We start from the raw sequence: 20,370 nt of genomic DNA on the forward strand, positions 1-20,370 counted from the left end.
TCAACGCCGGGCATGGCACCATGGCGGGCATGTCCGATATCGCACTAGACCCCACCGCAATCACTACCTTTGCCGATGGCGACCCTGACGAGAATCCCTGGGTTCTCGGCGCACCGCAGCCGGAAGTGCTGCAGGTGGTGCCCTGGTCCGCGCTGTGGGCCGACCAGTTCGAGCAGCAGCGCACGCAGCTGCAGGCGGCACTAGGCAACATCGCGCTAGGCATTGAACACGTCGGCTCCACCGCGGTGCCAGGCCTGCCGGCCAAACCGGTACTGGACATCGACCTGCTGGTTGCCGATCCCGCCGACGAAGCGGCCTGGCTGCCACCGCTGCAGGCACTGGGCTACGTGCTCACCATCCGCGAACCTTCGTGGTATCAGCACCGCATGCTGCGGCTGGGCGTGCCGCGCGTGAACCTGCATGTGTTCGCCCCTGGTTGCGCCGAGCACATCCGCCACCGGCTGTTCCGCGATTGGCTGCGCAGCCATGAAGATGACCGCAGGCGCTATGCGCAGGCCAAGCAGGCAGCACTACAGGGCAATGCCAACGTGCAGGCCTACAATCGCACCAAGCAGGATGTGGTGCGCGGCATTTACTCGCGCCTGTTCGCAGCGCGCGGGTGGTAACGCAACGGCAGGTGCCGGGGTCGGCACCTGCCGAACAGTGTCAGTACGCGAACTCGCGGAACACCGGATCGACGTCGCCGTGCCAGCGGCCATGGAACAGCGCCAGCTTGCGCTCGGCCGGGGTCAGGCCGGACTCGACGATCTCCTGCAGCACGTCCAGGAACTTGCTCTCGTCCTGGCCGTCGGCATTGCGCGCCGCGCGGCGCTTGAGGCCTTCAACGGAAATCTTCACCGCTTCGCGGGCCAGGTCGCGCACCGTGCCGTTGCGGAACGGCAGGTTCATCGCGTACTTCGGCACCCCGTCGCGCAGTGCATGGCGCTCGGCCAGGGTGAAGTCACGCACCAGGTCCCAGGCGGCATCCAGCGCGGTGTCGTCGTACAGCAGGCCGACCCAGAACGCCGGCAGCGCGCACAGGCGGCTCCACGGGCCACCGTCGGCGCCGCGCATTTCCAGGTACTTCTTCAGGCGCACTTCCGGGAACGCGGTGGTCATGTGATCCGACCAGTCGCGCAGGGTCGGCAGCGCACCCGGCAGCACCGGCAGCCTACCCTGCATGAAATCGCGGAAGCTCTGCCCGCTGGCGTCGTGGTAGATGCCATCGCGGTAGGAGAAATACATCGGCACGTCGAGCAGGTAATCGACATAGCGCTCGTAACCGAAGCCATCCTCGAACACGAAGTCGAGCATGCCGGTGCGGTCGGCGTCGGTGTCGGTCCAGATGTGCGAGCGGTAGCTCAGGTAGCCGTTGGGCTTGCCTTCGGTGAACGGCGAATCGGCGAACAGCGCGGTGGCGATCGGCTGCAGCGCCAGCGACACGCGGAACTTCTTCACCATGTCCGCTTCGGTGGCGTAGTCCAGGTTCACCTGCACCGTGCAGGTGCGGGTCATCATGTCCAGGCCCAGCGAGCCGACCTTGGGCATGTACGCGCGCATGATCTTGTAGCGGCCCTTCGGCATCCACGGCATCTCATCGCGCTTCCACTTGGGCTGGAAGCCCATGCCGAGGAAGCCCAGCTGCAGCTCACCGGCCACCTGTGCCACTTCGTTGAGGTGGGTGCCGGTCTCCACGCAGGTCTGGTGGATGGTCTCCAGCGCCGCGCCGGACAGTTCCAGCTGACCGGCCGGTTCCAGCGTCACCGAAGCGCCGTCGCGCAGCAGGGCGATGGTGTTGCCGTTTTCCTGCACCGGCGTCCAACCAAAACGAACCAGGCCGTTGAGCAGCGCTTCGATGCCCCGCTCGCCTTCGAAGGTCGGCGGGCGCAGGTCATCCAGGCGGAAGCCGAACTTCTCGTGCTCGGTACCAATGCGCCACCGCGCGCGGGGCTTTTCGCCGGAGGCGATCTCCGCCACCAGCTGCGAGCGGTCGGTAATGGGGGTATCGGCGACGTGGCTGGGGCTCGACAAGGGAAGGCTCGCTGGACGGTGGCGGGGGATGTGGGGCTCGGAGCCTTCCATCGCAAGGGCGCACTATAGCGTGGTGACCCGTTGCGTCATGCGACGGAGACGGTTTTCAGCATCCTACCGACGCCCTCTTGACCCTCGTACACTCGGGGGCATGAGCCGCCATTCACGACACCCCGAACTGCACCGCTCCGAGCGCGTCGGCTGGCTGCGTGCCGCCGTGCTGGGGGCCAACGATGGCATCGTCTCGGTGGCCGGCCTGGTGGTCGGCGTAGCCGCCAGCGGCGCCTCCGCTGCGACCATCCTGGCCACCGGCGTGGCCGGCACCGTGGCCGGCGCGATGTCGATGGCGGCCGGCGAGTATGTCTCGGTGCAGACCCAGGCCGACACCGAAGACGCCGACCTGGCGATGGAAAAACGCGAACTGCACGAAGATCCGCACAGCGAGCTGGAAGAGCTGGCCGCGATCTACCGCCACCGTGGCCTGGAGCCGGCGCTGGCACGGCAGGTGGCCGAACAGCTCACCGCCCACGACGCACTGGGCGCCCACGCCCGCGACGAGCTGGGCATTACCGATACCCTGCGCGCCCGCCCGCTGCAGGCAGCGCTGGCCTCGGCCGGCGCCTTCACCTGCGGTGCGGCACTGCCGGTGCTGACCGCGCTGCTGGCGCCGGTCGACAAGGTCGCGATGATGACCACCGCCAGCACCCTGCTCGGCCTGTGCCTGACCGGCGCAATGGCAGCCCAGGCCGGCGGCGCACCGCCGGTACGCGGCGCGATCCGGGTGATGTTCTGGGGCGCGCTGGCGATGGCCGCAGCCGCCGGCGTCGGTCGCCTGCTCGGCGCACACGTGACATGACCGCCATGCTGCCCGCGGCCACCGCACTGCTGGCTGAGATGGCCAGTCTGGCCGGCTGCGAGCGCGCCGACGGCTATGCCTGCATCACCGCACGTCGCGAGCATGGCGCCAGCTCGGTGGAGATTCCGCAACCGCAGTTCGCGATCCTGCTGGAAGGCCGCAAGCAGGTGCGTACCGCTCATCAGTCTCTGGCGTTCGTTCCCGGCGACATCCTGCTGCTGACCCAGCGCTGCCGCATCGATGTGGTCAACACCCCCGACCCGCGCAGTGGCCGTTACCTCAGCGCCATCGTGCCGCTGTGTGCCGAAGTGCTGGCGGCCGCTCGCACGCTGTGGATCGAGGGGCTTCCCGCGCCTGGCCAGGCGATGGCGCGGTTGCCGTTGATCGAACATGGCGCGGTACTGCGCCAATGGCGGCAATCGCTGCAGGACGGGCGTTACAGCGAAGCACGATTGGCGCTGGCCTCGCTGGTACTGACCCTGTGCCGGCAGGGCCACGGCAACCTGCTGCTGCCGCAGGCGCCGAGCCTGGGTGAACAGATCCGCGACCGCATCGCCGCCGAACCGGCACGCGATTGGCAGTCGCGCGATGTGGAAGAACAGTTCGCGCTGAGCGGCGCGACCCTGCGCCGCCGGCTCGCTGCCGAGGACACCAGCCTGCGCCAGCTGCTCACCGAGGCACGGCTGGCGCATGGCATGCAGCTGCTCTACACCACGGACCTGCCGTTGAAGACCGTGGCCGCACGCGCGGGCTATCGGTCTGCGGCGAGTTTCAGCAAGCGCTTCGCCGAGCAGTACGGGCTGGCTCCCACAGACATCTGAGGGGGTTCGGCAGGGCTGCGCCCTGCACCCGCCGAAGCGAGTGCAAGAGCCAAAGCAACAGCAACAGCATGCATTCCGTGGGATGGCGGGGCGGTGTGGGTGGGCAGGACACGCCGTAAAGCCGTCCCTGGGGGCTCGATGGCGCCATCCATGGCGCCAACGGTCCTGCCCACCCACACCGCCCCACCTTCGACAGGTTCACTCGGCTGTTGGCAACTGCGGCTTTGTTCCGCGCGGCTGTTGGTAGGTGTCGACCTTGGTCGACACATCTGTCAGATATCGAATGAGTCATCCACGCATGGCGTGGATCTACTGTGTCGACCAAGGTCGACACCCACCAAGGCAATACGTCGTTCCGACAGATCGCGGCCAACTGTCGAAGGCGGGGTGGGTCCGGTTGCGGGAGTGTCCGCGGCATGGGCCCGAGGCATGCCTCGGGCGGGTTGGGCAGGACGCCCAACCCCGGTCTTGCCGTGTGCGCAGGGAAGCGCACACGAGCAAGCCGCGGCCAAGCCCCCATGGAAGGGTTTACGGCGTCTCCCGCAACCGGACCCACCCCGCCATCCCACAGGAAACCAGCTTTTGCTTCGGCCGTTGCCGTTGCTGTTGCCTCTGCGGGTGCAGGGCGCAGCCCTGCAGCCCCCCCCCCCCTTCCCTGAGCATTCCACGTAGTGGTTTGAGCGCCGCGCACACGCCAGCCACGGCACGCTAGGCCAACGGAACCACCCGTCATCCACCGAGAACCACCATGACCCTGCGCCACCTGCCCCTGCGCTCCGCCCTGCTGCTGGCCCTGTCGTCCCTGCCGCTGGCCGCGCTGGCCGAGGCTACTTCACCCGCCCCCACGCAGCAGGTGCCTGGCGTCTATCACCAGCGCGTCGGCGCACTGCAGGTCACCGCCCTGTTCGACGGCGTGGTCGCGCTGGGCCGGCAGGAAGTGGTGGACGTGCCGCCGACGCTGGTCAGCCGCCTGCTGGAAGGCCGCTACGTACCTGAGGACAAGAAAGGCCTGCAGACAGCGATCAACGCGTTCCTGATCCGCCAAGGCAACCACCTGACCCTGGTCGATACCGGCACCGCGCAGTGCTTTGGCCCCGGCCTGGGCCAGGTGCTGGGCAATCTGCGCGCCTCCGGCGTGGACCCGGCCGAGGTGGACGAGGTGCTGCTGACCCACGCCCATCCGGACCATCTGTGCGGGGCGCTCGACGCGCAGGGCAAGCCGGCCTATCCCAATGCCACGGTGTGGCTGTCCAAGGCCGATGCCGATTACTGGCTCAACCCGGCCAGCGAGGCCACCGCACCGAAGGGCGTGCGCTTCGCCTTCCCGTTGGCGCGCAACGCGGTCGCGCCGTACCAGGCCAGCGGCCACCTGCGCACCTTCAGCCCCGGCGATGCCCTGCCCGGTGGCGCGGTGGCGATGGACACCCATGGCCATACGCCCGGCCATGTCTCCTACCGGTTCGACAGCCAGGGCGAGTCACTGCTGGTATGGGGCGATGTGCTGCACTTCCATGCGGTGCAGTTCGCGCACCCGGAGGCGGCATTCGAGGCCGATTCGGACCGCAAGGCGGCCATCGCCAGCCGTCGCGGGCTGCTGCAGCAGGCCACCGTCAACGGTTGGTGGGTGGCCGGTGCGCACCTGCCGTTCCCCGGCCTGGGCCATGTGCGTGGCGAGGGCAAGGCCTATGCGTGGGCGCCGGCGGAGTATTCGCCGTTGAAATGAGCCGATGAGCCCTTGTAGAGCCGAGCCCATGCTCGGCTACCGGGGCCTGGCCGCGCTGCGCGCGGCAGCCGAGCGTTGGCTCGGCTCTACAGGAAAACCGGAAGCCTTATTCCAGCCCCAGCCAGCCGCCAATCACGCCGCGGGCTTCGTCCACACCGGTACGGTCTTCGCCTGAGAACACCTGCACGCTCACGCTGTCGCCATAGGCCGATTGCAGCTCCTTGCGCACCTTCTGCAGGGACTGCATCTGCTGGCTGCGGCTGAGCTTGTCGGCCTTGGTCAGCAACGCGTGCGCCGGCAGGCCACGCTGCACGGCATAGGACAGCATCTGCCGGTCGTAGTCCTTCAGCGGATGGCGGATATCCATCACCACCACCAGGCCCTTCAGGGCTTCGCGGGTACGGAAATACCTGTCGATGAAGGCCTGCCAGTGCGCCTGCAGGTCCAGCGGCACCTTGGCGTAGCCGTAACCGGGCAGGTCGACCAGATGCGCTTCAGGCGTGACCTGGAAGAACACCAGCTGCTGGGTGCGGCCGGGAGTCTTGGAGACACGGGCCAGGGCGTTCTGGCGGGTCAGCGCGTTGAGCGCACTGGACTTGCCGGCGTTGGAGCGGCCGGCGAAGGCCACTTCGGCCCCTTCGTCGGGCGGCAGCTGCCGCACGTTGTGGGCCGAAAGGTGGTAACGGGCGCGTTCGATGAGCAATGACATGTGCCTAGGATCGCATGTTGCGGCGCCGCGCGCCCGTGCCGGCGGCCGTTGCGGGCATTTTGCTGCAGTGCTGCGTTGACCGTGCGAGGAAACGGCGTTGATAATCCGGGCGACGCCGGCGGCCACCGCCCGGCCCGGTCCATACGGAGCTTCAGCATGCGCCACGCTCGCGTTCTTGCCGTATCCGCCCTTGCCACTGCTGTAGTCGTTGCCGCTGCTGCGTTCGCGCAGACCACGTTGACCCCGCTGCCCGACAACGGGCCGATCCGCACCGCCTCGCTGGAAGTGGATTTCAGCAAGACCACCTGGGGCGACGCCAAGGCCGGCCAGACCAAGGCCTCGGCCTGCGCGGCCTGTCATGGCGCCGATGGCAATTCCACGGTGGAGATGTACCCGTCCATCGCCGGCCAGAGCGAACGCTACGTCGCCCAGCAGATGGCCCTGATCGCCAACGGCCAGCGCAGCTCCGGTGCGGCGGTGGCGATGGTGCCGTTCGTGCAGAACCTCACCCCGCAGGACATGCGCGACATCGGCGCGTTCTTCGCCACCCAGAAGGCCACCGCCGGCATCGCCGATGACACGGCGGTCACCGACGGCCCCTACAAGGGCATGAAGTTCTACGAGATCGGCCAGCAGCTGTACCGCGGCGGCGACGCCAAGCGCGGCCTGCCAGCCTGCATGGCCTGCCACGGCCCCAGCGGCGCCGGTAATCCCGGCCCGGCCTATCCGCACATTGGTGGCCAGCACGCCAGCTATGTCGCGCGCCGCCTGCAGGAATACCAGGCCGGCCAGACCAACGAAACCGACAAGGCGCACTTCCAGATCATGGCCACGGTCGCGCAGAAGCTGAGCGAGCAGGAGGTGCAGGCACTGTCGAGCTACCTGCAGGGTCTGCACAACAAGGCCGACGACGTGGCCGTTGCCACCACGCCGGCACAACCGGCTGCCGCCCCCTGACCACCATTGGTCGGCCGGGGCCGCCACCGCGGCCCTCGCCTGCGGTATGTTTCCTTCACGCCGGCGACCGCGCCGGCGTTGCTTTTTTCAACGGAGATGCGTGTCGATGAGGTTGATTTCCCGCCTGCTGTTGTCTGTGCTGGTGCTGCTGCCGCTGGTAGCCTGCGCCGCAACCCCTGCCAATGCCCCGCTGGTCGAGGGCAAAGACTACGAGCGCATCGCCCAGCCGGGCCCGTTCCAGCCGCTGGCCGGCAAGATCGAGGTGGTCGAAGTCTTCGGCTACACCTGCCCGCACTGCGCCCGTTTCGAGCCGCAGCTGGAAGCCTGGGCAGCCAAGCTGCCGGCCGACGTACGCTTCACCCCGGTTCCGGCGGCCTTCGGCGGCGCCTGGGACGCCTGGGCCCTGGCCTACTACGCCGCCGACGAAGTCGGCGTGGCCAAGCGCAGCCACGGCGCCGTGTTCAAGGCCCTGCACCAGGACGGCTCGCTGCCGATGCAGAACGTTTCGGCCGATGAGCTCGCCACCTTCTACAAGGCCTACGGCGTGACCCCGGACCGTTACCTGCAGGCCCTGCGCGGCGATGCCGTACAGAAGAAGGTCGATGCCGCCCGCGCGTTCGCCCAGCGCACCAGGATCCCGGGGACCCCGGCGCTGATCATCAACGGCCAGTACCTGGTGCGTGGCGACAGCTTCGACGACCAGCTGCGCATCGCCTCGGCGCTGATCGCTCAGGCCCGCGCCGCCCGCGGCCGCTGAACCAACACCCACCACCGACACGGCGCTGTCGCCGCCGCGTGTCATCATTTCCCCCTGGCCGGCGCATGACGCCGGCCCCACCTTTCCAGATGCTGGAGACGTTTCCATGAAGATCCGTTACGCCCTCGCCCTCGCAGCGCTGCTGCCAATCCTGGCTGCCTGCAAGGCCGACGACGGCAGCACCAACACCACCGCGGCCCCGGCCGAACCGGCTGCAGCTCCGGCGACCACCGAACCGGCTGCGCCGGCCGCGGGTACCGAAGGCGCCGCACCGGCCGCTGCCGAAGGCGAGAAGGCCGCGGCTGAAGCCGCCCCGGCCGCTGCACCAGCCCCGACCACCGCCGCGCTGACCGGCCCGGCCCCGGTGGAAGGCGCCGACTACCAGGTGATCCCGAACGGCCAGCCGTTCCAGCCGGCCGCCGGCAAGATCGAAGTGACCGAGATCTTCGGCTACGTCTGCCCGGCCTGCGCCGCGTTCCAGCCGCTGGTCGGCCCGTGGAAGGCCGGCCTGCCGAGCGATGTGAACTTCGTCTACGTACCGGCCATGTTCGGCGGCACCTGGGACAACTACGCCCGTGCCTTCTACGCCGCGCAGACCCTGGGTGTGCAGGAGAAGACTCACGAAGCCCTGTACGCTGCCATCCATTCGCAGAAGACCCTGAAGGGTGAGCGCGGCACCGATTCAGTTGACGACATCGCCAAGTTCTACGGTGCCTACGGCGTGGATCCGAAGCAGTTCGCCGCCACCATGGGCAGCTTCGCAGTGAATGCCAAGACCAACTCGGCCAAGCAGTTCGCCCAGCGCAGCCAGATCAGCGGCACCCCGTCGATCATCGTCAACGGCAAGTACCTGGTGAAGGGCAAGAGCTTCCCGGACATGCTGCGCATTGCCGACCACCTGATCGCCCGCGAACGCGGTGCGGCCCAGGCTCACTGATCCAAGAGAAGCGTTTCCCGGCCGTGAATTCCCCCCGTACACGGACCCTGCGCTTGCTGACGGCCAACATCCAGGCCGGCTCAAGTACCCGCCGCTACAGCGACTATGTGACCCGCAGTTGGTCACATGCGCTGCCGGCGGGTCGCAAGCGCAGCAGCCTGGACGCGATCGCCACCCTGGCGCGCGAACATGACATCGTCGGCCTGCAGGAGGCCGACCCGGGCAGCCTGCGCTCGGGCTTCACCAACCAGACCCACTACCTGGCCCAGCGTGCCGGCTTCAACTACTGGAGCCACCAGCCGAACCGGCGCATGGGTGGGGTCGCCTCCAGCGCAAACGGCCTGCTGAGCAAGCTGGAACCGGTGGAAGTGCAGGACCACGCCCTGCCCGGCCGTATCGGCGGGCGCGGCGTGCTGCTGGCCAAGTTCGGCGATGGCGCCGACGGCCTGGCGGTGGCGGTGGCCCATCTGTCGCTGGGTGCAGGCTCGCGGATGTCACAGCTGGGCTTCATCGCCGAGCTGTTGTCCGACCACCCGAACGCCGTGTTGATGGGTGACTTCAACTGCCTGGCCGAGCGCCCGGAAATGCAGGTGCTGTACCAGAAGACCCGGCTGCAGCCCCCGGGCTGCATCGTGCCGACCTTCCCCAGCTGGCGCCCCGACCGCGCCATCGACCACATCCTGGTCAGCAGTGGCCTGCAGACCCGCACCGTGGAAGCCGTACCGGCCGCATTCTCCGATCACCTCGCCCTGGCGATGGCAATCGACGTCCCGGCTGACGCCCTGCGCTGAACGCTCCTGGCAGGTGCCAACCTTGGTTGGCACGCCGCTCTGGTGGGTGCGGACCGTTGGTCCGCACGCTCTCTGCCGCTACCCGGCCTGCACCACCGGCACCTTCAACCGCCGCGCGGTCATCGTGCTGCCCACCGAGGCCAGCACAGTGCAGCCGATCGCCAGCCACTGCAATCCATGCAGGTGCTCGTGCAGCAGCAGCATCGCCCACAACGCGGCCACCGCCGGTTCCATGCTGATCAGGATGCCGAACGTTTCCTTCGGCAGGCGCTTGAGCGCCATCATTTCCAGCGACATCGGAATCGCGCTGGAGACCAGCGCCACCAGCAGGCCGGCCGCCAGGATCTTCGGCTCGAGCAGCGCGGCGCCGGCATGCACCACGCCCACTGGCACCACCACCAGCGACGCGGCCAGCAGCCCCAGCGAGACCGAGTGCCCAGCGTGCAGATGACCGGCACGCTTGCCGAACACGATGTACAGGCCCCAGCACGCCGCTGCGCCCATCGCATACAGCACGCCAGCCGGATCCAGCGCCGGGCCACCGCCCAGCGGCAGCAGCAGCAACAAACCCACCACCGCGCAGCCCACCCAGACGAAGTCGATGGGGCGTCGTGACGACAGCATCGCCACCGTCAGCGGCCCGGTGAACTCGATGGCCACCGCGATGCCGAAGGGAATCGTGCGCAGGGCCATGTAGAACAGCAGGTTCATCAGGCCCAGGGTGAGCCCGTAGCGCAGGATGGTGATCGCGTCCACGCGGCTGGTCTTCCAGCGCCATGGCCGCCAGAACATCAGCAGCAACAGTGCCGAGAAGCCCACACGCAGCGCGCTGGTGCCCTGGGCGCCGATCAGCGGGAACAGGTGTTTTGCGTAGGAGGTGCCGATGGCCAGCGAGGTGACCGAGCCGAGCACCGCCAGCGCCGGCAACATCGGCGCGAGTCGTGAGGTCTGCATGCGCAAAGTCTATTGCGCCGGCGCCGAGCACTTGGCTCAATTGACAGCCTGTTCGTGCAACTTCTGCTCGCCATGGCCACCGCCCCCGTGCTCGACAGTTTCGACCGCGCCATCCTCGACCTGCTGCAGCGGGACAACACCCTGCCGCAGCGCGAAATCGCCGAGGCCGTGCACCTGTCCACCCCGGCCGTGCAACGCCGCATCAAGCGCCTGCAGGACAGTGGCGTGATCGCCGCCAACGTGGCGGTGGTCGCCGCAGCCAAGGTCGGGCGACCGCTGACCATCATCGTCGAGGTGCGCGTGGTCAGCGAACAGCGCGAACGCGTGGCGCCGTTCAAGCGCCGCGTGCAGGAGGACCCCGCCGTGCAGCAGTGCTACTCGATCACCGGCGATGGCGATTTCCTGCTGCTGCTTTCGGCGGCGTCGATGGAGGAGTACGAAGCGATCACCGAGCGCCTGTTCGGTGGCGATGACAACATCGAGCGCTTCCGCACCTCGGTAGCACTGGGCACGCTGAAGCGGAGTTTCGAGGTTCCGCTGCTGCCGGTCCTGTAGCGTCGAGCCATGCTCGACTGCCTTTTGACCGCAAAACTGAAGCAGTCGAGCATGGCTCGACTCTACACTCCGAAACCATGAGCACATCGCCCTCCCACGCCCACCGCCTGCGCCGCTGGCTGCTGCGCGGCCTGTGGCTGGCCATTGCCGTCGTTGCGATGATGGCGTTGTGGAACAGTCCCTGGGCCGCCGCACCGAAGATGCTGTGGGCAATCTCACGGATGCCGCCAGCCGCCGAACTGCCGGTGCCAGTGGACGGCGTGCGGCCACGCCAGATTGCCGATACCTTCGGTGCGCCGCGAGGCCGTGACCGCTCGCACGCCGGCATCGACATCTTCGCCAGCCGTGGTACGCCAGTGCGCAGCGCCACGGCCGGTGTCATCGCGGATGTCAGCGAACGTGGGCTCGGCGGGCGCCAGGTGTGGGTGATCGGGCCCGGACGCGAGCGCTACTACTACGCGCACCTGGAAAGCTGGGCCGATGGCCTGGCGCGTGGCCAGGTGGTCCAGCCCGGCGACCTGCTCGGCCATGTGGGCGACAGCGGCAACGCCAAGGGCACGCCCCCGCACCTGCACTGGGGCATCTACGGCGCAGACGGCGCCCGCGACCCGCTGCCACTGCTGCGCTGACCGCCATTGCGCACCCGCGCATCGATCTGCTCATGATTTGTAAATGGGAATAGTTCGTATTACTATTTCTTTCGTTTCCGGTGGTGCCAGGACGGCCTGCCCGTCCTCTCCCTACCCGTAGCGCCTCGCCTCCTGGATGCCGGCCGATCGCGCGTGCTCGCCCAGGACCCCCATGAACCGTTCCGCCTCCCGTACCCCGCCGCCGCAGCGGCTGTCCGTTGCCGTGTTTGCCGTTCTCTGCGCCGTGGCCCCGGCCGCCTTCGCCGACACCGCCGCCGACCCGACCACGCTGGACAAGGTCGTCGTCAAGGGCGAACGCGCCGAAGGCTACTCGGTGCGCCGCACCTCGGCCGGTACCCGCTTCGACCTGGCGCCGCGCGAGATCCCGCAGTCGGTCAGCATCATCAGCCACCAGCGCATCGAAGATCAGAAGCTGGACGACATCATCGACGTACTGGCCAACACCACCGGCGTCACCAGCACCCAGTCCGACAGCGAGCGCACCGAGTTCTATGCGCGCGGCTTCTACATCGATGCCTACCAGTTCGATGGCCTGCCGACGCAGATGGTGCAGAACTGGAGCTACGGCGATTCCGGCCTGGACCTGGCGCTGTATGACCGCGTGGAAGTGGTGCGCGGTGCCACCGGCCTGCTCAGCGGCGCCGGCAATCCGTCGGCGTCGGTGAACCTGATCCGCAAGCATGCCGACAGCGCCGAACTGACCGGCAGCGTCTCAGTGAACGTCGGCAGCTGGGGCCGCACCCGCACCACCGTGGACGTGGGCAGCGCGCTCAACGCCAGTGGCACGGTGCGCGGCCGGGTGATCGGCAGCTACCTGGACACCGACGGCCAGATGGACCGCTACAACCAGCGCAAGACGCTGGGCTACGCCGTCATCGACGCCGACCTGACCCCGGACACGCAGCTGAGCGTGGGCTACGACTACCAGCAGAAGCGCGCCAATGGCGCGACCTGGGGCGGCTTCCCGATGTGGTACGCCGATGGCAGCCCGACGAACTATCCGACCTCGTTCAATCCGTCGCCGGACTGGACCTACTGGGATACCACCAGCAAGCGTGCGTTCGCCACCCTGCAGCACGCCTTCAGCAACGGCTGGAAGTTCAAGATCGGCGCCACCCACGACCGCACCAAGGCCGACGACAAGCTGTTCTATCCGGCCTATACCGCATTCAACAAGACCACGGGCGCCGGCATCACGCCGATGGCCGGCTTCTACAACACCGAGCGCAAGGTCGACGGCATTGATGGCTACATCGACGGTCCGTTCCAGCTGTTCGGCCGCGAACACCAGTTCATGGCCGGCCTGAGCTACAACAAGCGCGAGTTCGCCAACTACGGTGACTTCCAGATGGGCGGTCCCGGCACCGGCTGGAATCCCTTCAGCTCCTATCTCGACTGGACCGGCAACATCGCCCAGCCGAACTGGAACCCGCTGGCGCTGGCCAGCCAAGGCACCATCACCCAGAAGGCCGGCTATGCCGCCGCGCGCCTGTCGCTGGCTGATCCGCTGAAGCTGATCCTCGGTGCGCGCTACACCCACTGGAAGAGCGAAGGCGAGAACGACGACCGCGAGCACAAGGTGACCACCCCGTACGCCGGCCTGGTGTATGACATCAACGATACCTACTCCGCGTACGCCAGCTACACCGAGATCTTCCAGCCGCAGACCGCGCGCGACCGCAACGGCCGTTATCTCGATCCGGTAGACGGCAAGAGCTACGAGGTGGGCGTCAAGGGCGCCTGGTTCGACAACCGTCTGAACGCCTCGCTGGCGGTGTTCCGCATCGAGCAGGACAACGTCGCCCAGGTCACCAGCGAACCGATCATCGGCCGCCCGGGCGAGTTCGCCTCGATCGCTGCGCGCGGCACCGTGAGCCGTGGCTTCGAGTTCGAAGTGAACGGCGAACTGGCCCCGGGCTGGAATGCGACCTTCGGTGCTTCGCGCTACGTGGCCAAGGACATCAACGGTGCCGACATCAACACCAACCTGCCGCAGACCGCGCTGAAGCTGTTCACCAGCTACACCCCGCAATCGCTGCAGGAATTGACCGTCGGCGGCGGTGCCAACTGGCAGAACCGCATCTACTACGCCGCACCGGTGGTGGGCCGCTTCGAACAGGAAGGGTATGCGCTGGTCAGTGCCTTCGTGCGCTACCGCATCTCGCCGGAGTTCAGCGTGCAGGCCAACCTCAACAACCTGCTGGACAAGAAGTACTACTCGCAGATCACCGGCTACGGTGCGTACGGCGATGGCCGGAATGGCTCGCTGACGTTCACCTGGGCGTTCTGATCAGGCGCGGGGCACGATCGCCCCGCACCTGTAGAGCCGAGCCCACGCTCGGCTGATTCTCTGAGCCGAGCGTGGGCTCGGCTCTACACCAGCAAGGCAGCGCCGGAACTGACCGGCACTGCCACCGTTACATCAGAAGCGCAGGTCCGCGCGCAGGTACCAGTAGCGGCCACGCGGGATGTCATAGGTCGAAGCGTCGTAACCGTTCAACGAGCACGACAGGCAGATCGGCGGATCCTTGTCGAACACGTTGTTCAGGCCGGCCGTCAGCTGCAGCCCCTTCATCCAGTCGATCTTGTAGCCCACCTGCATGTCATGGAAGGTGGTGGCCGACAGCGTATTGGTGCCCGCAGCCTGGTTGCTGCAGACCGGAAACACGGAAGCGTCACCGCAGTTTTCGGTCAGTTCGGAGATATGCCGCACGGTCCAGTTGGCGCTCCAGCGATCCAGCGTCCAGCCGATGCTGGCATTGCTGGTCCATTCCGGAATCGAGCTGTCGGCCACTTCCACGCCCGGCTTCTGCGGCTGCTTCTGGCCCGCCGCACCGGTGGCTTCGTAGCGACCCACGAAGGTGTTCTTCCAGCCCAGCTTGAACTGACCGATCGAGCTCTGCGGCAACGTCCAGAACAGATCCACATCCCAGCCATCGGTCTTGATCGAACCCAGATTGGTCAGGCGGTTGTTGAAGCTGCTGACCGCGCCGGTGCTGGCACGGGTGATGCCGTTGCAGTAGATCGGGTCCAGCGTGTCCACGCACAGGTCCAGCTGGGTCTGCGCGTTGATTGCCTGGATCGCGCCGTCGATGGCATGGCGGTAGAAGGTCACTTCCACATCGAAGCGTTCCGACCACGAACTGTTGCTGCCAAACCATGGGCTCCACACGAAGCCTGCGCTGAAGCTGCGCGAGCGTTCCGGATCCAGCTCGCGGTTGCCGCCAGTGGTCACCGAGATCTGCGAGTTGGCCTGCTGGAACCCGGCCGGTACGCCCAGCGCAGCACAGTTGGCCGCGCTGCCACGCGGCGGCGTACCGCCCAGGCCCACCGAGCACGGATCGAACAGCTGCAGGTCGGCACGCGCGGCCGAGCCGTACAGCTCACCGATCGATGGTGCACGGAAGCCTTCGGCATAGGTCGTGCGCAGCACGAAGTCATCGGTCACCTGCCAGCGCAGGCCGTACTTGGGCGTGAATTCACCACCGAAGGTGGAGTAGTCCGAGTAGCGCCCGGCCAGGCTCAGGTCCAGCTTCTTGCCGAAGGTCGAGTCGGCGAAGATCGGCACGCTCAACTCCAGATACGCCTCGTTGACGTCATAGGAGCCCGAGGTCGGCTGCGACGGCACGCCGTTGTAGTGGCCGGCCACCGTCAGCGGATCGGGCTGGTACGAACCCTCGTACTTGCGATACTCGAAGCCGGTAGCGAACGACACCGGCCCGGCCGGCAGCGTGAACAGGTCGCTGGACAGGTTGGCGGTGAACAGGCTCAGTTCGTTCTGGCTGCGGTCACGCACCACCGGCTGGATCCACTTCAGCATGTCCGGGGTGATCGAACCGACACCGCCGAAGATGTTCAGCGGCACGCAGCCCGGCGTCGCCGCACAGACCGACGGATCGCCCAGCGCCATGTTGACGTTGTAGATGTTGTAGCTGCCGTAGTTGGTCTGTTCGGCCTTGTTCTTGCTGTACATGCCGTTGACGTCCCAGTACCAGCTGCGGTCAGCCGCCTGGAAGTTGCCGACGAAGCCGGTGGCGAAATACGTGGTGTCCACTTCCTGCTTGAACACGCGCGCGCCGCCTTCCACCGGGCGGCGGCCGATCAGGCTCAGGTTGTCACCCGAGACCAGGTCGAAGCCGAACGGGTTGTACGGATTGAGCGCGGACACGGTGATGTTGTCGGCCAGCGGATTGCCGGTGGCGCCATCGGGGCCGAAGAACAGCGGCTCCGGGCCGGCCTGGTTGGTCGACTCACGACGGTTGCCCAGTGCCTTGACGTACCACTGCACGTTGTCGGTGATGTCGAAGCGGAACTGACCGAACAGGCCCTTGCGCTCCGAGGGCGTCAGCACCATGTTGTACTCGGCGAAATTGAACCGGTCGGCGCTGGTGAAGCAATGATAGTCATCGGTGCGCGCGCAGCCGGCGCTGCCGTCGTAGCGCGGGTTGCTCACGCCGGTATTGGGCACGATGTTCTGCACCGCGCCGGTGTTCGGGTCGGTGAACATGAAACGACCCTGCGGAATGCCACCGCTGCCGAACGCCAGCCCGGTGCCGGGAATCGGGAAGCGCGACTGCTCGCGGTCCTTGGCAAACACCGGATCCTGCTTGGTCCAGCTGGCGCCCAGGAACAGGCTGAAGCGGTCGCCGCTCTTGCCCCAGGCCAGGTCCACGCCCTTCTGCGTGCCATCGCCCTTGCTGTACTCGCCATAATTCAGGGTCACCTGGCCGCCATCGAAGTCACGGCGGGTGATGATGTTGACCACGCCGGCAATGGCGTCGGAACCGTACAGCGACGACGCGCCATCTTCCAGCACTTCGATGCGCTCGACGATGGCCAGCGGAATGGTATTGAGATCGGTGGCCGAGCCGACGCCGGATGCGGATGACTCATTGACCCAGCGGATGCCGTCGACCAGCACCAGCACGCGCTTGGCGCCCAGGTGGCGCAGGTCCACCTGCGCCGAACCGGCACCTACACCACTGCCATCGGGCGGGAAGCCGAAGTTGCCGGACGAGTTGAACTTGGCGTTGAGCGCCGAACCGGAACCGGTGAGCTGCTGCAGCACTTCGCCGATCGAAGTCAGGCCGGTGCGTTCGATATCGCCGCGCGTCAGCGTCTGGATCGGCACCTGGCCCTCCACCTCAGCGCGCTTGATGCGGGTACCGGTGACTTCCACCGCATCCAGGTTGGTGGTGGATTGTGCAGCGGCACCCAACGGTGCCAGGGTCATCACGCACAGCGCGACGGCAACCGCCAAAGGGCGGTGGTGCAGGTGATTCATTCGCTCTCTCCAAAGGAATGTCGGGACATGGGCCGCCGCACTCCCTCCCTGCATGGCGGCGCCGTCTCCTTTGTAAACAAGTGGTAAAAATCGCGGCGTGATGATCGACACTCTTTCACGCGGAATTGACGCAATTGCAGGCCGATTGCGTCAGATAGCTGCAGGTTATGACCGGACGATACTGTTCACCGCAGGCAGCCTTGATGCAGGCTGCGACAGCGCGCGCCGGTAGCTGCCGCAGCTCATCAAGTAGACAAGTCGGTGCCCCGTCCCTAGTTGCCTGGCGCGGCGACGCGCAGCCCATGCTGGCTTACGGCCAGCAGCACGCGTGCCATGTCTCCGTAGTCGGTGTCGTCGGCGGTCGCCAGGTGCACCCACGGGCGATGCTGCTGCGGCATCTGCTGCGCCTGCATCAGGTGCCGCTGCAACGCGGCAGCGTCCAGCGGCTGGCCATTCCAGAACACCGCCCCCGCTGCATCGATGCGCAAATTGATCGGCTGGGGCGAAGACGCCGGCCAGGGTGGGCACGAGGTGCGCTGCTGGAACGCCAGCAGGCCAGTTGCCTGCGCCATCGGCAGCGTGGCAATCACCAATGCCAGCAGCACCAGCATCACATCCACCAGCGGTGCCAGATTGGGGGTGGTCATCAGCGAGGTCGCGCGTTGTGTCCCGTATCGCATGCCACGTTCCCTCGCAGTAGGAGCGGCCTGCCGATGGCAGGCCGCCCGTTGCCGGACTCACCGCACGAACACAATGCGCTCCATGCCAGTGGCTTCGGCCGCAGCCAATATCCGCGCCATGCCTTCGTACTCGGCCGCCGGATCGGTGGCGATGCGCAGCTCCGGCAGGTTGCCGGCATGTTCGCCCGCCTGTGCCTGCAGGCGCGCCTGCAGTTCGCCGATCGCCATCGGCTGGCCATTCCAGCTGAGCTGGTTGGCAGCGTCCAGGCGCAGCTCGATCGGCGGTGGCGGTTCGGGACGGTCGACCACCCGATCGGTGGCCTGCGGCAATTGCACGGCAATCGGCCGGGCCACGATCGGCGCGGTCACGATGAAGATGATCAACAGCACCAGCATCACATCCACCAGTGGCGTGACATTGATGTCCGCCAGCGGGCCGCTTCTTCCTGCGCTACTGAACGCCATGTGCCGCTCCCTGCAGCCGGGCCGTTCGCCCAAGGCCGACGTTACGACGCCTCCCATCCGCTGCGGCAGTGGCCTGCGCGGGGTCATTCAGCTGTCGTTGCCGACGCTCGGCGTGCACGCAATGCGAAACTGAATTCAGACATCGCCCGCTATGCTGGTCGCCATGACCCGACGCACTTCAACTGCCCTGTCCCTGCTGCCCTTGGCCACCACGCTGCTGATCGGCTGCGCCAACGCCCAGTCCCTCGACGCCCAGAACGCGCAGCTGAAGGCTGCGATCGCGGCCGCCGAACGCGGCCAGTTCGATCCCGGCCAGGCCGCTGCACTCAGCCGCCATCCGGCTTACGGATGGCTGGAGTACGCCAACCTGCGCCGCAACATCGACACCGTCGATACCGCGCAGGCACAGGCCTTCCTCAAGCGCTATGACGGCCAGGCCGTGGCCAGCACGTTCCGCAGCGTGTGGCTGCCCTCGGTCGCACGCCGCCAGGACTGGCCCACCCTGCTCGCCAACTGGGTGCCCACCGACAACGCCGGCCTGCGCTGTGCGCAGCTGACCGCGCGCCAGGTGACGGGCAAGGTCGATCCGCAGTGGATCAGCGAGGCGCAGGACCTGTGGCGCAAGAACGGCAAGTCGCTGCCGGACGGCTGTGATGCCGTTTTCGCCGTGCTGCAGGCGCAGGGTGGCCTGAGCGACGCCCTGCGCTGGGAACGCATCGATGCCGCCGCCGACGCCCAGCAGCCGGCCGTGATGCGCAGCGCCGCACGTGGCCTGCCTGCCACCGACCTGGCGCTGGCGAACAATTACGCTGCCTTTGTCGACAAGCCCAATGCCAGCGCGTTGAACTGGCCGCGCAACGAACGCAGCCGACGCATCGCCACCGATGGCCTGGCCAAGCTGGCCAAGGCCGACCCGGCCGCCACCGAACAGCAGCTGCCGCAGTATGCCCAGGCGCTGGGCCTGAGTGCCGAGCAGCAGGGCCAGGTGCTGTACCAGATCGCATTGTGGACGGTGGCGTCCTATCTTCCGGATTCGGCGCGCCGCCTCAATGCGGTACCCGAATCAGCCTATGACGAACGCCTGCACGAATGGCGCGTGCGCGAAGCGATGTCGCGCGGCGATTGGCCAGCGGCACTGACAGCGATCCGCAAGATGGCCAGCAAGCAGCGCAGCGACCCGCGCTGGCGCTACTTCGAAGGCCGCATGCTGGAGAAGACCGGCCAGGCCCAGCAGGCGCAGCCGTTGTTCCGCGAGGCCGCACGCGCACCGACCTTCCACGGTTTCCTGGCCGCCGACAAGCTGCAGCAGGGCTACACGCTGTGCCCGTGGAAGCCGAATGACAGCGCGCAGGCACAGGCAGTAGTCGCGCGCGATCCGGCCATCCAGCGCGCGATGGCGCTGTACCAGATCGACCGTGCCGGCTGGGCCGTGGCCGAATGGAACAGCGCGCTGTCGCGCTTCGATGACACCCAGCGCCGCCTGGCGGTACGCGTGGCGCAGGACAACGGCTGGTTCGACCGCGCCGTGTTCGCGCTCGGCAAGCAGCCGCAGGAACAGCGCCTGTACGACCTGCGTTTCCCGCTGCACCACGACGCCACCATCCGCCGCGAGTCGGCACGCAATGCCATCGACCCGGCCTGGGTGGCTGCGGAGATCCGAGCCGAAAGCACCTTCACTCCGCGTGCGCGCTCGCCTGCCAACGCCATGGGCCTGATGCAGGTGCTGCCGGCCACCGGTGCCGGCGTGGCCAAGTCGATCGGCCTGACCGGCTACGGCGGCGCCGACAGCCTGTACGACCCGGACACCAACATTGCCATCGGCACCGCCTACCTGCGCCAGCTGATGAACAAGTACGACGGCCTGCCGTACGTGACCATCGCCGCCTACAACGCCGGCCCGACCCCGACCGCACGCTGGCAGGGGCAGCGCCCGGGCTTTGACCCGGACCTGTGGATCGAGACGATCAGCTACAAGGAAACCCGCGAGTACGTGGCCCGCGTGCTGGCCTTCAGCGTGATCTACGACTGGCGCCTCAATGGTGATGCCCTGCCGCTGAGCGACCGCCTGATGGGCCGCCTAGTGGACAAGCGCAAGAGCTTCAGCTGCGCGGCCAACGCCGACCAGGGCGGCGATTGATCGCACTGCGGTCGTGCCGGCTTCTGGCTGGCACGACCTGGTAGCCATTTCCCGGGGAGGGGA

The 20,370-nt window shown here is 67.3% G+C and carries 18 protein-coding genes; 12 read left to right on the forward strand and 6 right to left on the reverse strand.

From position 1 onward, the window contains the following. Window positions 1–29 precede the first annotated feature (29 nt). Entirely contained in the window at window positions 30–626 is a 597-nt protein-coding gene (locus tag AC5P6E_RS01575; protein WP_237706982.1) for a GrpB family protein, read from the forward strand. A gap of 40 nt (window positions 627–666) precedes the next feature. Here AC5P6E_RS01575 and AC5P6E_RS01580 read toward each other — a convergent pair whose 3' ends face one another. Beyond that, window positions 667–2,031, reverse strand: coding sequence for a glutamate--cysteine ligase (locus tag AC5P6E_RS01580; protein ID WP_019336459.1), 1,365 nt, complete (start codon window positions 2,029–2,031; stop codon window positions 667–669). Window positions 2,032–2,182: 151 nt separating this feature from the next. Here AC5P6E_RS01580 and AC5P6E_RS01585 point away from each other — a divergent pair, with 151 nt between their 5' ends. The 3 genes from AC5P6E_RS01585 to AC5P6E_RS01595 all read left to right on the forward strand — a co-directional run bounded on the left by AC5P6E_RS01585 (window position 2,183) and on the right by AC5P6E_RS01595 (window position 5,431). Next, window positions 2,183–2,887, forward strand: coding sequence for a VIT1/CCC1 transporter family protein (locus AC5P6E_RS01585; protein ID WP_032129894.1), 705 nt, complete (start codon window positions 2,183–2,185; stop codon window positions 2,885–2,887). Further along, window positions 2,884–3,708, forward strand: coding sequence for a helix-turn-helix transcriptional regulator (locus tag AC5P6E_RS01590; RefSeq protein WP_010480900.1), 825 nt, complete (start codon window positions 2,884–2,886; stop codon window positions 3,706–3,708). Before AC5P6E_RS01585 ends, AC5P6E_RS01590 begins: the two co-directional genes overlap by 4 nt. Window positions 3,709–4,456: 748 nt before the next feature. After that, window positions 4,457–5,431 (forward strand): MBL fold metallo-hydrolase, encoded by a 975-nt coding sequence (locus AC5P6E_RS01595; protein WP_019336688.1) that lies wholly within the window; start codon window positions 4,457–4,459, stop codon window positions 5,429–5,431. 106 nt (window positions 5,432–5,537) lie between these two features. Here AC5P6E_RS01595 and yihA read toward each other — a convergent pair whose 3' ends face one another. Beyond that, a complete protein-coding gene (yihA, locus tag AC5P6E_RS01600; RefSeq protein WP_014038472.1) occupies window positions 5,538–6,140 on the reverse strand; it encodes a ribosome biogenesis GTP-binding protein YihA/YsxC in 603 nt (200 codons plus the stop codon). Between the two features lie 156 nt (window positions 6,141–6,296). Between yihA and AC5P6E_RS01605 the strand changes: the two genes are divergently transcribed. The 4 genes from AC5P6E_RS01605 (at window position 6,297) to AC5P6E_RS01620 (ending at window position 9,582) form a co-directional block, all read left to right on the forward strand. Continuing rightward, complete coding sequence (locus tag AC5P6E_RS01605) at window positions 6,297–7,097, forward strand: c-type cytochrome (RefSeq protein ID WP_010480905.1); 801 nt, start codon at window positions 6,297–6,299, stop codon at window positions 7,095–7,097. A gap of 106 nt (window positions 7,098–7,203) precedes the next feature. Beyond that, window positions 7,204–7,854, forward strand: coding sequence for a thiol:disulfide interchange protein DsbA/DsbL (locus AC5P6E_RS01610; RefSeq protein ID WP_010480907.1), 651 nt, complete (start codon window positions 7,204–7,206; stop codon window positions 7,852–7,854). A gap of 106 nt (window positions 7,855–7,960) precedes the next feature. Continuing rightward, entirely contained in the window at window positions 7,961–8,791 is an 831-nt protein-coding gene (locus tag AC5P6E_RS01615) for a thiol:disulfide interchange protein DsbA/DsbL (RefSeq protein WP_010480908.1), read from the forward strand. A gap of 53 nt (window positions 8,792–8,844) precedes the next feature. Next, the gene (locus AC5P6E_RS01620; protein ID WP_008267450.1) at window positions 8,845–9,582 is read left to right on the forward strand and encodes an endonuclease/exonuclease/phosphatase family protein; all 738 of its coding nucleotides are present in this window, start codon (window positions 8,845–8,847) and stop codon (window positions 9,580–9,582) included. 78 nt (window positions 9,583–9,660) lie between these two features. Here the strand turns inward: AC5P6E_RS01620 and AC5P6E_RS01625 are convergent, their stop codons facing one another. Next, window positions 9,661–10,536 (reverse strand): EamA family transporter, encoded by an 876-nt coding sequence (locus AC5P6E_RS01625; RefSeq protein WP_029379718.1) that lies wholly within the window; start codon window positions 10,534–10,536, stop codon window positions 9,661–9,663. A 72-nt stretch (window positions 10,537–10,608) separates the two neighbouring features. On the opposite strand from AC5P6E_RS01625, the gene AC5P6E_RS01630 reads away from it, so the two are divergent. The 3 genes from AC5P6E_RS01630 (at window position 10,609) to fhuE (ending at window position 14,031) form a co-directional block, all read left to right on the forward strand. Continuing rightward, window positions 10,609–11,091: an Lrp/AsnC family transcriptional regulator gene (locus AC5P6E_RS01630; protein WP_019336685.1), complete on the forward strand. Its 483-nt coding sequence runs from the start codon at window positions 10,609–10,611 to the stop codon at window positions 11,089–11,091. Between the two features lie 77 nt (window positions 11,092–11,168). Beyond that, window positions 11,169–11,720, forward strand: coding sequence for a M23 family metallopeptidase (locus tag AC5P6E_RS01635; RefSeq protein WP_019336684.1), 552 nt, complete (start codon window positions 11,169–11,171; stop codon window positions 11,718–11,720). Between the two features lie 172 nt (window positions 11,721–11,892). Beyond that, complete coding sequence (fhuE, locus tag AC5P6E_RS01640; RefSeq protein ID WP_329835955.1) at window positions 11,893–14,031, forward strand: ferric-rhodotorulic acid/ferric-coprogen receptor FhuE; 2,139 nt, start codon at window positions 11,893–11,895, stop codon at window positions 14,029–14,031. A 132-nt stretch (window positions 14,032–14,163) separates the two neighbouring features. Here fhuE and AC5P6E_RS01645 read toward each other — a convergent pair whose 3' ends face one another. The 3 genes from AC5P6E_RS01645 to AC5P6E_RS01655 all read right to left on the reverse strand — a co-directional run bounded on the left by AC5P6E_RS01645 (window position 14,164) and on the right by AC5P6E_RS01655 (window position 18,170). Further along, a complete protein-coding gene (locus AC5P6E_RS01645; protein ID WP_010480916.1) occupies window positions 14,164–17,025 on the reverse strand; it encodes a TonB-dependent receptor in 2,862 nt (953 codons plus the stop codon). 272 nt (window positions 17,026–17,297) lie between these two features. Further along, the gene (locus AC5P6E_RS01650; RefSeq protein ID WP_029550848.1) at window positions 17,298–17,705 is read right to left on the reverse strand and encodes an ExbD/TolR family protein; all 408 of its coding nucleotides are present in this window, start codon (window positions 17,703–17,705) and stop codon (window positions 17,298–17,300) included. A gap of 57 nt (window positions 17,706–17,762) precedes the next feature. Further along, complete coding sequence (locus AC5P6E_RS01655) at window positions 17,763–18,170, reverse strand: ExbD/TolR family protein (protein ID WP_109814544.1); 408 nt, start codon at window positions 18,168–18,170, stop codon at window positions 17,763–17,765. Window positions 18,171–18,321: 151 nt separating this feature from the next. Here AC5P6E_RS01655 and AC5P6E_RS01660 point away from each other — a divergent pair, with 151 nt between their 5' ends. Further along, window positions 18,322–20,307 (forward strand): transglycosylase SLT domain-containing protein, encoded by a 1,986-nt coding sequence (locus AC5P6E_RS01660; protein WP_019338424.1) that lies wholly within the window; start codon window positions 18,322–18,324, stop codon window positions 20,305–20,307. Window positions 20,308–20,370 lie beyond the last annotated feature (63 nt).

This window comes from Stenotrophomonas sp. YJH_SMC_16, from assembly GCF_059367875.1.

What these genes read in the sequence shown, in the direction of transcription:
- AC5P6E_RS01575 (WP_237706982.1), top strand. Translation starts at nt 30, where the DNA reads ATGTCCGATATCGCACTAGACCCCACCGCAATCACTACCTTTGCCGAT.
- AC5P6E_RS01585 (WP_032129894.1), top strand. Translation starts at nt 2,183, where the DNA reads ATGAGCCGCCATTCACGACACCCCGAACTGCACCGCTCCGAGCGCGTC.
- AC5P6E_RS01590 (WP_010480900.1), top strand. Translation starts at nt 2,884, where the DNA reads ATGACCGCCATGCTGCCCGCGGCCACCGCACTGCTGGCTGAGATGGCC.
- AC5P6E_RS01595 (WP_019336688.1), top strand. Translation starts at nt 4,457, where the DNA reads ATGACCCTGCGCCACCTGCCCCTGCGCTCCGCCCTGCTGCTGGCCCTG.
- yihA (WP_014038472.1), bottom strand. Translation starts at nt 6,140, where the DNA reads ATGTCATTGCTCATCGAACGCGCCCGTTACCACCTTTCGGCCCACAAC.
- AC5P6E_RS01605 (WP_010480905.1), top strand. Translation starts at nt 6,297, where the DNA reads ATGCGCCACGCTCGCGTTCTTGCCGTATCCGCCCTTGCCACTGCTGTA.
- AC5P6E_RS01610 (WP_010480907.1), top strand. Translation starts at nt 7,204, where the DNA reads ATGAGGTTGATTTCCCGCCTGCTGTTGTCTGTGCTGGTGCTGCTGCCG.
- AC5P6E_RS01615 (WP_010480908.1), top strand. Translation starts at nt 7,961, where the DNA reads ATGAAGATCCGTTACGCCCTCGCCCTCGCAGCGCTGCTGCCAATCCTG.
- AC5P6E_RS01625 (WP_029379718.1), bottom strand. Translation starts at nt 10,536, where the DNA reads ATGCAGACCTCACGACTCGCGCCGATGTTGCCGGCGCTGGCGGTGCTC.
- AC5P6E_RS01630 (WP_019336685.1), top strand. Translation starts at nt 10,609, where the DNA reads ATGGCCACCGCCCCCGTGCTCGACAGTTTCGACCGCGCCATCCTCGAC.
- AC5P6E_RS01635 (WP_019336684.1), top strand. Translation starts at nt 11,169, where the DNA reads ATGAGCACATCGCCCTCCCACGCCCACCGCCTGCGCCGCTGGCTGCTG.
- fhuE (WP_329835955.1), top strand. Translation starts at nt 11,893, where the DNA reads ATGAACCGTTCCGCCTCCCGTACCCCGCCGCCGCAGCGGCTGTCCGTT.
- AC5P6E_RS01645 (WP_010480916.1), bottom strand. Translation starts at nt 17,025, where the DNA reads ATGAATCACCTGCACCACCGCCCTTTGGCGGTTGCCGTCGCGCTGTGC.
- AC5P6E_RS01650 (WP_029550848.1), bottom strand. Translation starts at nt 17,705, where the DNA reads ATGCGATACGGGACACAACGCGCGACCTCGCTGATGACCACCCCCAAT.
- AC5P6E_RS01655 (WP_109814544.1), bottom strand. Translation starts at nt 18,170, where the DNA reads ATGGCGTTCAGTAGCGCAGGAAGAAGCGGCCCGCTGGCGGACATCAAT.
- AC5P6E_RS01660 (WP_019338424.1), top strand. Translation starts at nt 18,322, where the DNA reads ATGCTGGTCGCCATGACCCGACGCACTTCAACTGCCCTGTCCCTGCTG.